This window comes from Citrobacter telavivensis (genome assembly GCF_041807075.1).
Taxonomy (GTDB): domain Bacteria; phylum Pseudomonadota; class Gammaproteobacteria; order Enterobacterales; family Enterobacteriaceae; genus Citrobacter_A; species Citrobacter_A telavivensis.
Genome location: NZ_JBGUBF010000001.1, coordinates 760,878 through 776,772, shown reverse-complemented (window position 1 = coordinate 776,772; position 15,895 = coordinate 760,878). Strand labels below are relative to the sequence as shown.

Annotated in this window: 9 protein-coding genes; 3 read left to right on the top strand and 6 right to left on the bottom strand. The window is 55.7% G+C overall.

Annotated elements, in window-relative coordinates:
* Nucleotides 1-8 precede the first annotated feature (8 nt).
* From dmsA to lrp, 6 genes are all read right to left on the bottom strand, one after another.
* On the bottom strand, nt 9-2,453 hold the full coding sequence (dmsA, locus tag ACERJC_RS03660) for a dimethylsulfoxide reductase subunit A (protein ID WP_373671053.1): 2,445 nt from the start codon (nt 2,451-2,453) through the stop codon (nt 9-11).
* 233 nt (nt 2,454-2,686) lie between these two features.
* On the bottom strand, nt 2,687-3,979 hold the full coding sequence (gene serS / locus ACERJC_RS03655) for a serine--tRNA ligase (protein ID WP_178827887.1): 1,293 nt from the start codon (nt 3,977-3,979) through the stop codon (nt 2,687-2,689).
* A 92-nt stretch (nt 3,980-4,071) separates the two neighbouring features.
* Nucleotides 4,072-5,415: a replication-associated recombination protein RarA gene (rarA, locus tag ACERJC_RS03650; RefSeq protein ID WP_152405272.1), complete on the bottom strand. Its 1,344-nt coding sequence runs from the start codon at nt 5,413-5,415 to the stop codon at nt 4,072-4,074.
* A gap of 8 nt (nt 5,416-5,423) precedes the next feature.
* Nucleotides 5,424-6,035: an outer membrane lipoprotein periplasmic chaperone LolA gene (gene lolA, locus ACERJC_RS03645; protein ID WP_152405273.1), complete on the bottom strand. Its 612-nt coding sequence runs from the start codon at nt 6,033-6,035 to the stop codon at nt 5,424-5,426.
* A gap of 111 nt (nt 6,036-6,146) precedes the next feature.
* Complete coding sequence (ftsK, locus tag ACERJC_RS03640) at nt 6,147-10,136, bottom strand: DNA translocase FtsK (RefSeq protein WP_373671052.1); 3,990 nt, start codon at nt 10,134-10,136, stop codon at nt 6,147-6,149.
* A 134-nt stretch (nt 10,137-10,270) separates the two neighbouring features.
* Entirely contained in the window at nt 10,271-10,765 is a 495-nt protein-coding gene (lrp, locus tag ACERJC_RS03635) for a leucine-responsive transcriptional regulator Lrp (RefSeq protein ID WP_000228469.1), read from the bottom strand.
* 546 nt (nt 10,766-11,311) lie between these two features.
* Between lrp and trxB the strand changes: the two genes are divergently transcribed.
* From trxB to cydC, 3 genes are all read left to right on the top strand, one after another.
* Nucleotides 11,312-12,280: a thioredoxin-disulfide reductase gene (gene trxB, locus ACERJC_RS03630; protein ID WP_152405275.1), complete on the top strand. Its 969-nt coding sequence runs from the start codon at nt 11,312-11,314 to the stop codon at nt 12,278-12,280.
* A gap of 114 nt (nt 12,281-12,394) precedes the next feature.
* Nucleotides 12,395-14,161, top strand: a complete 1,767-nt coding sequence (gene cydD / locus ACERJC_RS03625) for a heme ABC transporter permease/ATP-binding protein CydD (protein WP_152405276.1) — start codon at nt 12,395-12,397, stop codon at nt 14,159-14,161.
* Nucleotides 14,162-15,883 carry a heme ABC transporter ATP-binding protein/permease CydC gene (gene cydC, locus ACERJC_RS03620; RefSeq protein WP_373671051.1) on the top strand — a complete coding sequence of 574 codons (1,722 nt, stop codon included), beginning with the start codon at nt 14,162-14,164 and terminating at the stop codon, nt 15,881-15,883. It abuts the gene before it with no gap.
* The last annotated feature ends 12 nt before the right edge of the window (nt 15,884-15,895 follow it).

Here is a 15,895-nt window from a genome sequence, read left to right as displayed (position 1 = left end):
GTTACTCCTTACACCTTCTCAACCTGAACAAGGTTCGTATGTGACGGGTTCCCCTTCGCCAGAGGAGATGGGCGCTGCGTGGTCAACACGTTGATGCAACCGCCCTGGTCAATGCGTTTCGTATCCGGGTCATACCAGGCCCCCTCACCTAACGCGACCACGCCTGGCATCATACGCGGCGTCACTTTCGCCTCAATATGGAGCTCTCCGCGGCCGTTGAAGATGCGGACCTTATCACCATTGCGGATACCCCGTTTTTGCGCGTCCAGTGGATTGATCCACATCTCCTGGCGGCACGCCGCTTTCAGGACATCAACGTTGCCATAGGTCGAGTGGACTCGGGATTTATAGTGGAAGCCCGTTAGCTGTAGCGGATAATCTTTGGTCAACGGATCGTTGTAGTTCTCAAAACCCGGCGTGTAGATCGGCAATGGATCGATGACATCGCCTTCTGGCAGTTCCCAGGTGGCGGCAATCTCTGCCAGCTCCTGCGAGTAGATCTCGATTTTACCCGACGGTGTCGTCAACGGATTAGCCTGCGGATCGTCGCGGAACGCCTTATAGGCCACGTGATGCCCTTGCGGATCGCGCTGTTTAAACAGACCCTGTTTACGGAATTCCTCAAAGGTCGGCAGTTCCGGAATGGCTTGACGCGACTGTTCGTACAGATGACGCATCCACTCTTCCTGAGTGCGCCCTTCGGTAAACTGCGACTCGACACCCAGACGCTTCGCCAACTCGCTGGTCATTTCATAGATGGTTTTGCATTCGAAACGCGGCTTAATGGCCCGATCGGCGAAAATAACGTAGGACATATTCCCGCAGGAAGCATCCAGCGCGAAGTCCATCTGCTCAGAAGCCGTACAGTCCGGCAACAGGATATCGGCATACTTCGCCGACGACGTCATGTGGCAGTCGATGACGACAATCATTTCGCACTTCTTGTCATCCTGGAGGATGTCGTGCGTGCGGTTGATCTCTGAGTGCTGGTTGATAAGACAGTTACCGGCGTAGTTCCAGATCATCTTAATCGGCACGTCGAGTTTGTCTTTACCGCGCACCCCATCACGCAGCGCGGTCATTTCCGGACCACGCTCAATGGCATCGGTCCACATAAACATGGAGATACTGGTTTCTACCGGGTTTTCCAGCGTGGGCATCCGTACAAACGGCAAATCGTAAGAGCCTTCACGTGCGCCGCTGTTACCACCATTAATCCCGACGTTACCGGTCAGAATTGCCAGCATAGAAATAGCACGGGTGGCGATTTCGCCATTTGCGTGACGCTGCGGCCCCCAGCCCTGACTGATATAGGCCGGTTTGGCACAGCCGATTTCACGCGCCAGTTTGATAATCCGGTCTGCCGGGATGCCGGTAATTTGCGCCGCCCACTCAGGCGTTTTTGGCGTACCGTCATTCCCCTGCCCCAGAATATAGGCCTTATAGTGACCATTCTTCGGCGCGCTGGCAGGCAAGGTTTTCTCGTCGTAGCCCACACAGTACTTATCGAGGAACGGCTGATCGACCATATTCTCTGTAATCAGCACATAAGCCAGCGCATTCACCAGCGCCGCATCGGTACCCGGGCGAATCGGGATCCACTCGTCTTCTCGACCGGCCCCGGTGTCGGTATAGCGCGGATCGATAATGATCATCCGCGCATTCGATTTCTGTCGCGCCTGTTCCAGATAGTAGGTGACCCCACCGCCACTCATGCGGGTTTCGCCAGGGTTGTTACCGAACAGCACGACCAGCTTACTGTTTTCGATGTCAGACGGGCTGTTACCATCCGCCCAGCCGCCGTAGGTATAGTTCAGCCCCGCCGCAATTTGCGCGGAGGAGTAGTCGCCATAGTGGTTCAGGTAACCGCCGCAGCAGTTCATCAAACGTGCCACCAGGGTATCTCCTGGCGGCCATGAGCGAGTCATCGTACCGCCCAGCGTACCGGTGCCGTAGTTCAGGTAGATGGACTCGTTACCGTAATCCTTAATCAGACGCTGCATATTGCTGGCGATGAGGTCGTAAGCCTCATCCCAACTGATGCGCTCGAATTTACCTTCTCCGCGCTTGCCCACGCGTTTCATCGGGTATTTCAGGCGATCCGGGTTATAGACGCGACGGCGCATGGAGCGACCACGCAGACAGGCGCGCACCTGATGCAGGCCGTCATAGTTGTCATCACCGGTATTGTCGGTTTCAACGTATTTGATTTCGCCATCCACAACATGCATGCGCAACGGGCAACGACTCCCGCAGTTCACGGTGCACGCGCTCCAGATGACTTTTTCACTGGCCTGCGCCGGACTCAGGGCTTCGGCTGCATTGGCGATTCGGGTAAATGGCAGGGTAAACGCGCTACTGGCCATCGCCAGTCCGCCTATGGCCGTCGTTTTGACTAAACCACGACGACTCACCTCCGCTGCCATCACGGCATCAGGGATCTTAGTTTTCATAAAGACTCACTCTGCTTGCTTACAGTAAAAAAAAAGAAATTGATGTTATTATTTGAGTAGTTACACAGCGGTATATAGTTTTATATATAGCGATTTCATAGGATAATAGCGCAAAATGCTGAATTCCGTTCAAAGGTAATATTACCCCCAAGGGAGTAATGATTATTGTCCGGCGTCAAACAGGCATAAAAAAAGCGCCCAAAGGCGCTTTTTAGAAAGGGATGAAGCGAGGATTAACCAATATATTCCAGTCCGTTCATGTACGGACGCAGCACTTCTGGTACCTGGATACGGCCATCAGCCTGCTGGTAGTTTTCCATCACGGCCACCAGCGTACGGCCTACTGCCAGACCGGAGCCGTTCAGGGTATGAACAAGGCGGGTCTTTTTGTCAGACTTGCTGCGGCAGCGTGCCTGCATACGGCGCGCCTGGAAATCCCAGACGTTAGAGCAGGACGAGATCTCGCGATAGGTATTCTGTGCCGGTACCCACACTTCCAGATCGTAGGTTTTGCATGCGCCGAAGCCCATGTCGCCGGTGCAGAGAATAATTTTGCGATACGGTAGGCCCAGCAGTTGCAGAACTTTCTCTGCATGGCCAGTCATCTCTTCCAGTGCCGCCATTGAATCTTCCGGGCGAACGATCTGTACCATTTCAACTTTGTCGAACTGGTGCATACGGATCAGGCCACGAGTATCACGACCGTAAGAACCCGCTTCCGAGCGGAAGCACGGCGTATGCGCCGTCATTTTGATCGGCAACTGATCTTCGTCGATGATCTCATCACGCACCAGGTTGGTCAGCGGGACTTCCGCCGTCGGGATTAGCGCGTAGTTACTGCTGTCAGCCTCTTCTTCAAGCGGACGAGTATGGAACAGATCGCCAGCAAATTTCGGTAACTGACCGGTACCGTACAGGGTGTCATGGTTGACCAGATACGGCACATAATTTTCGCTGTAGCCATGCTGCTCAGTGTGCAGATCGAGCATGAACTGCGAGAGCGCACGATGCATACGGGCAATCTGCCCTTTCATCACCACAAAACGGGAGCCTGTCAGCTTAACGGCGGCAGCAAAGTCCAGACCGGCATGCATTTCACCCAGCGTGACGTGATCGCGAACTTCAAAATCGAACTCGCGCGGGGTACCCCAGCGGCTGACTTCAACGTTATCGTTCTCGTCTTTACCGACCGGGACATCGTCAGCAGGCAGGTTAGGAATGGTCAGCGCGATATCGCGGATCTCAGCCTGTAAAGCATCCAGCTCCGCTTTTGCGGCATCCAGTTCTTCGCCCAGTTTGTTCACTTCCAGACGTAAAGGCTCGATGTCTTCCCCGCGCGCTTTCGCCTGGCCGATGGATTTCGATCGAGAGTTACGCTCTGCCTGCAGGTTTTCGGTATTGACCTGCAAAACTTTACGACGCTCTTCAAGAGCGCGCAGCTTATCTACATCCAGCTTAAAGCCCCGGCGTGCCAGTTTTTCAGCGACTGCGTCTGGCTCATTACGCAGCAGATTGGGATCGAGCATGCTTATCCTGTGCTTATCGAATTGAAAGAGGAAAATGTGACCACAGCCTGCGGTCACAGGGATACAGTGCCAACATTACCGCAACGCCTGCGCTAACGGTAGCGTTTTATAGGGCTATTTTGATCCTGTCCGGCGAGCCAGGCGAGCTTTTCGCCAATCTTACCCTCAAGACCTCTGTTTGTGGGGTGATAATAGCGTGTTTGTGCCATCTCCTGCGGGAAATAGTCCTCGCCGGCGGCATAGGCATTCGGTTCATCATGCGCGTAGCGATATTCCTGACCGTAGCCCATCTCTTTCATCAGTTTCGTCGGCGCATTGCGCAGATGGACAGGTACGTCATAGTCAGGGCGTTCACGGGCATCGGACATCGCCGCTTTGAATGCGGTATACACCGCATTACTTTTCGGTGCGCAGGCCAGATAGACAATCGCCTGCGCGATGGCGCGTTCGCCTTCAGCAGGCCCCACACGCGTAAAGCAGTCCCAGGCGGAGATCGCCACCTGCATCGCACGCGGATCGGCATTGCCCACATCCTCGGAGGCAATAGCCAGACAGCGACGCGCCACGTACAGCGGATCGCCCCCCGCCGTAATGATGCGCGCATACCAGTAAAGTGCCGCATCCGGCGCGCTGCCGCGAACCGATTTATGCAATGCGGAAATGAGATCGTAGAAGCGGTCACCTTTGTTATCGAAACGCGCGCTGCGCTCGCCGGCAATTTCTGTCAACAGTGCGGGCAGCAATACCCGCTTGCCGCTGTCATCCACTTCCGCCATGTCGGCCATCATTTCCAGCGTGTTCAGCGCCCGACGCGCATCGCCGTTGACCAGCTCCGCGATTGCTCTGCGGGTGTCATCCGGTAGAACAATATTCTGCCCACCGTAACCCCGCGCCTTGTCTTCCATCGCCTGACGCAGTACCTGCTCGATATCTTCCGTCGTCAGCGACTTGAGCAAATAGACGCGCGCACGTGACAGCAGTGCGGAATTTAGCTCAAAAGAGGGGTTCTCGGTGGTAGCCCCGATAAAAGTGATGGTGCCGTCTTCAATGTGCGGCAGGAACGCATCCTGTTGGCTTTTGTTGAAGCGATGAACTTCGTCAACAAACAGGATGGTGCGACGCCCGGCATTACGACTCTGCCGGGCGCGTTCGATGGCTTCACGGATCTCTTTCACGCCGGAGGTGACGGCTGAAATCCGCTCAACGTCGGCATCGGCGTAGCGGGCAATCACTTCAGCAAGCGTGGTTTTTCCGGTGCCTGGCGGTCCCCACAAAATCATGGAGTGCAGGTGTCCGGCTTCAATCGCGCGCGGCAATGGTTTGCCCGCAGCCAACAGGTGCTGCTGACCAATATACTGCGCTAAATTTTCTGGCCGCATCCGCGCGGCCAGTGGCTGAAAGGTATTATCAGAAAAATCGAGCGACAGGTTGCTCACTGATGCCTCTACTTACGTTGGTCGTCTACCGTTACGCCTTGCGGTGGAGTAAAGGTGAATTTCGATGCGTCAACGGTGCCATTCTGCTGCGATTTCAGCTGATAGCTGCTGCGCTGGTCATCCTGCTCCACGGCGCTGAACTGATGAATGGTCCCGTCACGGCCCACATTGATAGTGAACTGTTTCAGGTTGCCGTTGCTGGTTTTTGGCGTCAGGACGAAGTCATCTCCGTTCTGCTTGATATTGTACTGCTGCCAGTCGCTGGACTGATTGCGGGCAATCAGCATAAACGGCGTGTTGCCGGTGGCGTCTTTCAACCATGTCGCGGTGGCCTGCTCAACAAACGGGTTAAAGAACCACAGCGTTTTACCATCAGAAACCAGAATGCTTTCGTCAGGCTGCGTCATGTGCCAGTTAAACAGGTTCGGACGCTTCACCCACAAATCACCCTGACCTTCCTGAACAGCGGCACCGCTGCCATCGGTCACTTTCTGCGTAAAGCTGGCGTGGAAGCTGCTCACTTTATCCAGTCGACTTTTCAGATCGCTGGCGGCATCCGCCCAAACGCTGCTTACCACGAATCCTGAGAGTAATGCACAGGTGATTGCGATTCTTTTCATTGTTATTCCTCAAAATACGTCACTCCCGACCGGGAGATCCCTCTGCTATCCATTCCAGGCCAAAAATCAGCGTGAGGAAAGTAGACAATACTGAATTACGTAACTTTGCACTTAGTCAAACGGCGGTGGAGCCAGCACTTCGCGATTGCCGTTATGGCCCTGTTCGCTGACGATCCCCTGCGCTTCCATCTGTTCGATGATGCGTGCCGCGCGGTTGTAGCCAATGCGGAACTGGCGCTGTACGCCGGAGATGGACGCTTTACGTTTCTCCGTCACAAAGTTAACCGCTTGATCAAATAACGGATCCAGCTCTTCGCCGCCGTCAAAGCCACCACCGCCGCCTTCACTTTCGCTGTCGGAGGTGATGCCATCCACATACTGCGGACGCCCACGTGCCTTCCAGTCCTGAACCACCGCATGCACTTCCTGGTCACGGACAAATGCGCCGTGAACACGCACTGGCATTGTGGAGTTCGGCCCGGAGTAAAGCATATCCCCCATCCCCAGCAACGATTCTGCACCGCCCTGATCGAGGATGGTACGCGAGTCAATCTTACTGGACACGGTGAAGGCAATACGGGTCGGAATGTTGGCCTTGATCAGACCCGTAATCACGTCAACCGACGGACGCTGCGTCGCCAGCACCAGGTGGATCCCTGCCGCACGGGCTTTTTGCGCCAGTCGGGCAATCAACTCTTCAACTTTCTTACCGACGGTCATCATCAGGTCGGCAAATTCATCCACCAGCACAACGATATACGGCAGTTTTTCCAGTACCGGATGCTGTGCATCCATACTGTCACCCGGCTTCCAGTACGGGTCCGGAATCGGACGCCCCATCCGCGCGGCTTCGGCAATCTTCTCGTTGTAACCCGCCAGATTACGCACGCCCAGAGCGGACATCAGCTTGTAACGGCGCTCCATCTCGTTAACGCTCCAGCGCAGGGCGTTGGCGGCGTCTTTCATATCGGTGACGACCTCCGTCAGCAAATGCGGAATGCCTTCGTAAACCGACAGTTCCAGCATTTTCGGGTCGATCATGATGAAGCGAACGTCTTCCGGTTGCGCCTTGTAAAGCATGCTGAGGATCATCGCATTCACACCAACCGATTTACCCGAACCGGTTGTACCCGCCACTAACAGGTGTGGCATTTTCGCCAGATCGGCCACCACCGGATCGCCAGCAATGTCTTTACCCAACACCACGGTCAGCGGCGACGGGTTTTCACGGAACTTCGCGTTATCCAGCACTTCACGCAGATAAACGGTCTGCCGTTTTTTGTTCGGCAATTCCAGGCCTACGTAGGGTTTGCCCGGAATCACTTCCACCACGCGTACAGCGATGGTCGAAAGCGAACGCGCCAGGTCACGAGATAGGTTGGAAATACGGGCAGCCTTCACGCCCGGTGCCAGATTCAGTTCAAAACGCGTGATCACCGGACCTGGAGAGTAATTCACCACATCAGCCTTGATGCGGAAGTCAGCCAGACGGGCTTCAACCAGTCGCGCCATTTGCTCCAGCGCAAAGGTATCAACCGGCTCGACTTCACTCGGCGGCTGCGTCAGCAGATCCAGCGACGGCAACGGCGTCGTCGGTCTTTGCAGCGGACGACTGTCACCGTTGCGCATCAGCAACGGGTGAATCAGACTTTCCTGCGGCTGAGGCGCTGCGGGTTGCTGCGGGACCACCGGCTGTTGCGGCTGTTGATACTGCGGCTGCGGGACCACCGGCTGTTGCGGCTGCTGATACTGCGACTGCGGGACCACCGGCTGTTGCGGCTGCTGATACTGCGGCTGCGGGGCCACCGGCTGTTGCGGCTGCTGATACTGCGGCTGCGGGGCCACCGGCTGTTGCGGCTGTTGATACTGCGGCTGCTGTGGCTGCTGTGGCTGCTGTGGCTGCTGTGGCTGCTGAACAGGCGCAGGCTCCGGCATCACGCCCGGCGTAAACAACGGCTCATGCGGGCCATTATCCACCAGCGTCTTCATCGGTGAAAACTCAAAATCATCCAGCGAGAACGGATTCGCTCCCGTAGGTTGCTCACCGGCGTAGCGTTGCTGCTGCGAAGAGGCAAACTGGCGCGCCAGTTCGGCTTCTGCAGCGACATCTTCATCGTCAGCCTGCGTCACATCTCGTGGATACTCATCGCCATAACGACTTTGCTGTGACTGGGCGAACTGACGAGCCAGTTCATCCTGCTGCATGGCGTCGATTTCATCATCGCTGTATTGCGGATCGTGCTGCCCGGCCTCACGTACTCTCTCCTCAGCCATACGCTGAGACGGTAATTTAATGCCATACGATGCCAGCTCACGGCGCGTCGGTACGCGCACGCGGTTCGGACGAGGCAACTGTGGGCCAATCCCTTCTTTCACCTGCGGACGCGGCGCGCCGCCGTTCGCGAGGCTGAAGATCGGCGCTGCTGCTGCCGCAGTCGCACCGGCTGATAACGTCGCATCCTTCACGCCTGCGGCGATCGGTGCAATAGCCGCTGCGGCGTCGACTGGCGGTATGGAAGGCGCGGCTGATGGCGCAGGAGCCACCGATTCCGGCGCGTTAACAGGCTCAGGAATCGGCTGATACCATGCCGCCAGTTGCTCGCGTTCACGCGCGCGCTTCTCTTCCACCTCTTCAAAATAGTACAGCGGCGGGCGCGCAGGTTTCGTCTCTTCCACCACCGGTTCAGGCTCTGCAACAGGCATCTGCTGAACCACCGGTTCCTGCGGCTCTGGCTGATAAGCCGGTTGATGATAATTCGGTTGTTGAACGGGCTCTGACGGATAAACCGACTCAGGTTGCCAGGGTTGTTCTGGCGCAGGCTGCGGTTGCTGCGGTACGCCTGGCTGTAAATAACCTGTTTCAGGGCCAACAGGCGCAGTGTATTGCGGTTCAGCCGGAACAGGCTGTTGCCATGACTCATACTGCGCGTGTTGCGGTTGCGCATACTGAGCGTGCGGCGGATAGCCTTCCGGCGCCGGAGCGATAGCCGGCTCGCCGGTTTGCGGCCCCGGAACAGGCTGCCATTCAACGGCAGGTTGTACAGGAACGGTTTCCGCTCCCGACATAGGTGGCGTTTGCATAATTGGATCGACCGGGGCGGCCCAGGCCTGAGTCGCAGCCGTTGCTGCTGCCGCTGCAGCGACCGGCTCGGTCACCGAATGACCGTTTAAAAGCGGATCGTACTCATCATACTCTGGTTGCGTTGCACGATGTCCAGAGAACAGCACATCGCCAGGATCCGCTTCGACGCCACGCGCGCTGTATGCTACCTCATCATCGTCATCCATGCGTCTGCCAGAGAACAGCGCCGCATCGGTCTGACGACCATGCGGGTTGATAAATTTTTCAGCCAGACGTTGACGGCGCGCCAGTGCTCCGCGAAGAATACGCGCCCGACGAGATTCTCGTCTCCCGCCATCAGCGTCATCTTCATATTCTTCATCGTCTTCGTATTCGTCGTCTTCTACCCAGGTATCATCACGACGCGTTCGGTTGCTGGCAAAAGTCAGAATATTGAGCAGCCAGCCACCGAGTTTTTCGGCGATGCTAACCCATGACCAACCGGTAAAGAGCGTCAGCCCCGCGGCCCACACGCACAAAAGCGTAATGGTGCCGCCACTGCTGTGCAGCAGTGGTTGCAGCGTAGTACTCAACAGACTGCCAATCACCCCGCCGGACGCGAAGTACCAGATATCGTCAGCATTGATTGCGGCCAGGCCACAGGAGGTGAGGATAAGCGCCAGCACGCCAATGATGCGCAGTGAGACGGCAAAATAATCGATATAGTCATCGGTCGCCTGATGACGCCAGGCAAACCAGCAGCCGCCCACAATGATGACTGGAATGGTGTACGCCATCACCCCAAAGATAAAGAACAGGGTATCAGCCAGCCACGCCCCCGGAGCCCCCCCCAGATTATGGATAGGCTCATGCCAGGCCGTTTGCGACCAACTGGGATCAGAAGGATTAAAGCTCAGTAAGGCTGCCATCAGCCAGACGGCAAAAAGGGCAATAAGAATTAACAACGCCTCCAGAAGTCGGCGCCCGCTGCTTAACTTTGTCAATGTGACTTCTTTGTCTTCAGTGTATTCCTGGCTCAAAAAAGGCTCTCCAGGTTTCAGGCTTTTCCTGCCCGGTGCTAAAACGGACAACAGCACCGGGTTACCCCGGCACTGTTGCTGTATGGATTAACAGGAGTGTAATCAAAATACGCCGATTTTGCACCTGTTCCGTATTAGCGCGTCTTAATAACCAGACGATTACTCTGTTTGACTTCTTCCATTACCACGTAAGTACGTGTGTCATTCACGCCAGGCAGACGCAGCAGGGTTTCCCCCAGCAGCTTACGGTACGCTGACATATCCGGCACGCGTGTTTTCAACAGGTAGTCGAAATCACCGGACACCAAATGACACTCTTGAATTTCTTCAAGTTTCTGTACGGCAGCATTGAATTGTTCAAACACATCCGGAGCGCCACGATTCAGAGTAATCTCAACAAATACCAGAAGTGATGCATCCAGATAATGCGGGTTTAACAGAGCGGTATAGCCCTGAATGAAACCCTGTCTTTCCAGACGACGCACACGCTCAAGGCAGGGCGTCGGGGAAAGTCCCACTCGTTTAGAAAGCTCGACGTTAGAAATACGCCCATCCTTTTGCAACTCATTAAGAATGTTACGATCGATACGGTCGAGATCTTTGCCAGGGCGCTTTTTGCTATCTACCATTATTATTGTCTCTCTGTATTCCTTCCCTACACCTGCCTGACTCATCAAACATCATTGTCGAGAGTCGATGCCCATCACAATAGACCGAAACCCAGAGGATTAACGGCGCGCAATGCCTGGGTCTATAGTGAGAAGACCGTTGCCTGAAGGCAGCTATCGACATCACGAATGGCGTCTGTCCACGCCATGCGTAGATTTCGCTAGCCCGGTAAACATGGTATTTATATGCATGATTATGCGGCACACACACAACACTGTTTTTTTCTTCCTCGAATGTTTTCGCAAAACGGCAGGTGATTGTCAAAGTAAAACATCGATTTTTAGTACAACATGCCAGTTATTCATTATGCGTTAAGACAATTCGTCATTTTATCACCTTATAACTGACCGACTTTAAGTAGAATTCTTTATAGTGCCGCTGCCGATTTGTTCACTTATTGGCCTCGCCTATTGCACAAATTGTTAACAAAATCGCTATACTCTTTTTTTACGCCACCAAATTCCCTACAATCCAGCCCATTGCCTGCCAACAACAATGAGGATCTCATGGGCACGACCAAACACAGTAAACTGCTTATCCTGGGTTCCGGCCCGGCGGGATACACCGCGGCGGTCTATGCTGCGCGCGCAAACCTGCAGCCGGTGCTGATTACCGGTATGGAAAAAGGCGGTCAACTGACCACCACGACCGAAGTGGAAAACTGGCCTGGCGATCCGAACGATCTGACCGGTCCCCTGCTGATGGAACGTATGCACGAGCATGCGACTAAGTTTGAAACCGAGATCATCTTCGATCACATCAATAAAGTGGACCTGCAAAACCGTCCGTTCCGTCTGACAGGTGACAGTGCAGAGTACACCTGTGATGCGCTGATTATCGCCACCGGTGCGTCCGCTCGCTATCTCGGTCTGCCGTCAGAAGAGGCGTTCAAAGGTCGTGGCGTTTCTGCCTGCGCAACCTGTGACGGCTTTTTCTATCGCAACCAGAAGGTCGCGGTTATCGGCGGCGGTAACACGGCCGTTGAAGAAGCGCTGTATCTGGCGAACATCGCCTCTGAAGTTCACCTGATTCACCGCCGTGACGGTTTTCGCGCGGAAAAAATTCTGATTAAACGTCTGATGGACAAAGTGGAGAACGGCAACATTGTGCTGCACACCCACCGCACGCTGGAAGAAGTGACCGGCGATCAGATGGGCGTTACGGGTCTGCGCCTGCGCGATACGCAGAATGCAGACAACATTGAGTCGCTGGAGGTCGCGGGACTGTTTGTTGCCATCGGCCACAGCCCGAACACGGCGATTTTCGAAGGTCAGCTTGAGCTTGAAAACGGCTACATCAAAGTACAGTCCGGCAGTCACGGTAACGCGACCCAGACCAGCATCCCGGGCGTCTTCGCTGCGGGCGACGTGATGGACCACATTTATCGTCAGGCTATCACCTCCGCAGGCACCGGGTGTATGGCTGCGCTGGATGCTGAACGTTACCTCGATGGTTTAGCCGACGCGTGCAAATAGTTTTTACAAATCAGTAACAAAAGTAAATAAGGCGACTATAAGTCGCCTTTATTTTTGCCCCGTTGTAACATTGCCCTGCCAAAAAATTCTGATAACTCACCTGCAAAGCGCGCAATGAATAAAACTCGTCAAAAAGAGCTAACCCTCTGGTTAAAACAGCAAAGTGTCATTTCCCAACGCTGGCTCATGATTTCCCGTCTGCTGGGGTTCGTGAGTGGCGTACTGATTGTCGCTCAGGCCTGGATCATGGCTCGCATTCTGCAACATATGATCATGGATAACATCCCGCGCGAGGCATTGCTGTTGCCCTTTGTCGTGCTGGTGCTGATCTTTATCCTGCGTGCCTGGGTGGTATGGCTACGCGAACGCGTGGGATTCCATGCGGGACAACATATCCGATTTGAGATCCGCCGCCAGGTCCTCAATCGCCTGCAACAGGCCGGTCCGGCGTGGATTCAGGGGCGACCGGCGGGAAGTTGGGCCACGCTGGTGCTGGAACAAATTGACGATATGCACGATTACTACGCCCGCTATCTGCCGCAGATGGCGCTGGCAGTGTGTGTGCCCATCCTGATCGTGGCGGCTATTTTTCCCTCGAACTGGGCCGCCGCGCTGATTCTGCTCGGCACCGCGCCGCTTATCCCTCTGTTCATGGCGATGGTCGGTATGGGCGCAGCCGATGCTAACCGTCGTAACTTCCTGGCGCTGGCTCGTCTGAGCGGGCATTTTCTCGATCGCTTACGCGGAATGGATACCCTGCGCATTTTTGGTCGCGGTGAAGCCGAAACAGAAAGCATCCGCGTCGCGTCGCAAGATTTCCGCCAGCGCACGATGGAAGTGCTACGCCTTGCCTTTTTATCATCGGGTGTACTGGAATTTTTCACCTCGCTTTCCATCGCGCTGGTCGCTGTTTACTTTGGTTTTTCCTACCTCGGCGAACTTAATTTCGGCCACTATGGTACGGGTGTGACGCTGGCGGCAGGCTTCCTGGCCCTCATTCTGGCCCCTGAGTTTTTCCAGCCGCTGCGCGATTTGGGTACGTTTTATCACGCCAGGGCGCAGGCGGTGGGTGCGGCTGACAGTCTGAAAACCTTTATGGAAACGCCGCTCGCCCACCCGGAACGCGGCGAGGTTGAATTATCCGCGCAAGAACCTGTTTCCATTGATGCTGAAAATCTCATTATCACCTCCCCGGAAGGTAAAACGCTGGCAGGACCACTGAACTTCTCGCTTCCTGCCGGGCAGCGTACCGTGCTGGTCGGTCGTAGCGGTTCAGGTAAGAGTTCGTTGTTGAATGCACTTTCCGGCTTCCTTTCCTATCAGGGATCGCTGCGCATTAACGGTGTGGAACTGCGCGATTTGTCTCCAGAATCCTGGCGCAAGCATCTCTCCTGGGTGGGGCAAAACCCACAGTTGCCCGCAGCAACGATACGGGAAAACGTGTTGCTGGCGCGCCCGAATGCCAGCGAGCAAGAACTGCGCGCAGCACTCGACAGCGCCTGGGTCAGTGAATTCCTGCCGCTGTTGCCGCAGGGTGTTGATACCCCCGTTGGCGATCAGGCAGGACGCCTGTCCGTCGGCCAGGCTCAACGCGTAGCAGTCGCACGTGCGCTCCTTAATCCCTGCAAGTTACTGCTGCTGGACGAACCAGCTGCCAGCCTGGATGCCCATAGTGAACAGCGGGTCATGCAGGCGCTGAAAACTGCCTCAAAACGCCAGACAACGCTGATGGTCACGCACCAGCTTGAAGATCTTGCCGACTGGGACACGATTTGGGTGATGCAGGACGGACAGATTATCGAACAAGGCTCCTGGGCCGAGTTGAGTTCCGCCAGCGGCGCGTTTGCAACGCTGTTGGCCCATCGTCAGGAGGAGATCTAAATGCGCGCGCTGCTGCCTTATCTGACGCTCTATAAACGTCACAAGTGGATGTTAACGCTGGGCATCGTGTTGGCCATTATCACTCTGCTCGCCAGTATTGGCCTGCTGACGCTGTCCGGCTGGTTTCTTTCAGCGTCGGCCGTGGCGGGCTTTGCCGGTATCTACAGTTTTAACTACATGCTTCCTGCCGCGGGCGTACGCGGCGCGGCCATTACCCGGACTGCCGGACGCTATTTCGAGCGGCTGGTCAGCCATGATGCGACCTTCCGCGTGCTGCAACATTTGCGCATTCACACCTTCAGCAAGCTGTTGCCGCTCTCCCCTGCCGGACTGGCTCGCTATCGTCAGGGTGAATTGTTGAACCGCATTGTGGCAGATGTGGATACGCTGGATCACCTCTACCTGCGCGTCATTTCCCCTCTGGTGGGTGCTTTTGTGGTGATTATGGTTGTGACGATCGGTCTGAGCGTACTTGACGTCACTCTCGCCTGCACCCTCGGCGGTGTGATGCTGCTGACGCTGTTTATTATGCCGCCCGTATTTTATCGCGCCGGGAAAACCACCGGACAGAACCTGACGCATCTGCGCGGACAGTATCGCCAGCAACTGACCGCGTGGTTACAGGGCCAGGCTGAACTGACTATTTTTGGCGCCAGCGACCGTTATCGCGCGCAGATGGAAGCCACAGAGTTACAGTGGCACGAAGCACAGCGCCGACAGTCTGAACTGACGGCACTGTCACAGGCGCTAATGTTGCTGATCGGTGCCGTTGCCATATTACTGATGCTGTGGATGGCGGCAGGCGGCGTGGGTGGTAACACCCAGCCGGGCGCGCTGATTGCTCTGTTTGTCTTTTGCGCGCTGGCGGCGTTTGAAGCTCTGGCTCCGGTTACCGGTGCATTTCAGCATCTGGGACAGGTCATCGCCTCCGCCATGCGGATCACCGAGTTAACCGAACAGAAGCCGGAAGTCATTTTCCCGACCGACGTATCGGACGTCCCGGCTAAGGTTACTCTGACGCTGCGTGACGTTGTATTCAGCTATCCCGGGCAGGCGCAAAAAGCGCTGGATTCGCTCTCTCTTCAGGTGAATCCTGGCGAGCACATTGCCATTCTTGGTCGTACTGGGTGCGGTAAATCGACATTGCTGCAACTGCTCACGCGCGCGTGGGATCCGCAGCAGGGCGAGATCCTGCTCAACGACCGTCCGATTGCGGCATTGAATGAAGCGACGCTGCGCAAGACCATCAGCGTCGTGCCGCAGCGTGTGCACTTGTTCGGCGCCACCCTGCGCGACAACCTGCGGCTTGCCGCACCCGACGCCAGTGACGAACAGTTGACAGACACGCTGCGCCGCGTCGGACTGGAGAAACTCCTCGACGATACCGGCCTCAATAGCTGGCTGGGAGAAGGCGGTCGTCAGTTATCCGGTGGGGAACTACGCCGTCTGGCGATCGCCCGTGCCCTGCTGCACGATGCGCCGCTGATGCTGCTTGATGAACCAACGGAAGGACTGGATGCGACCACCGAAAGCCAAATGCTTGAATTACTGGCGGATGTAATGCGTGGTAAAACGTTACTGATGGTGACGCATCGCCTGCGCGGGCTCGCGCGTTTTGATCAAATAATAGTAATGGACAACGGCCAAATTATTGAGCAAGGTAATCACGCAGATCTGTTAGCGCAGCAGGGGCGTTATTACCAGTTTAAGCAAGGTCTGTAAGCTATTATTGAA

What these genes read in the sequence shown, in the direction of transcription:
- dmsA (WP_373671053.1), bottom strand. Translation starts at nt 2,453, where the DNA reads ATGAAAACTAAGATCCCTGATGCCGTGATGGCAGCGGAGGTGAGTCGT.
- serS (WP_178827887.1), bottom strand. Translation starts at nt 3,979, where the DNA reads ATGCTCGATCCCAATCTGCTGCGTAATGAGCCAGACGCAGTCGCTGAA.
- lolA (WP_152405273.1), bottom strand. Translation starts at nt 6,035, where the DNA reads ATGAAAAGAATCGCAATCACCTGTGCATTACTCTCAGGATTCGTGGTA.
- lrp (WP_000228469.1), bottom strand. Translation starts at nt 10,765, where the DNA reads ATGGTAGATAGCAAAAAGCGCCCTGGCAAAGATCTCGACCGTATCGAT.
- trxB (WP_152405275.1), top strand. Translation starts at nt 11,312, where the DNA reads ATGGGCACGACCAAACACAGTAAACTGCTTATCCTGGGTTCCGGCCCG.
- cydD (WP_152405276.1), top strand. Translation starts at nt 12,395, where the DNA reads ATGAATAAAACTCGTCAAAAAGAGCTAACCCTCTGGTTAAAACAGCAA.
- cydC (WP_373671051.1), top strand. Translation starts at nt 14,162, where the DNA reads ATGCGCGCGCTGCTGCCTTATCTGACGCTCTATAAACGTCACAAGTGG.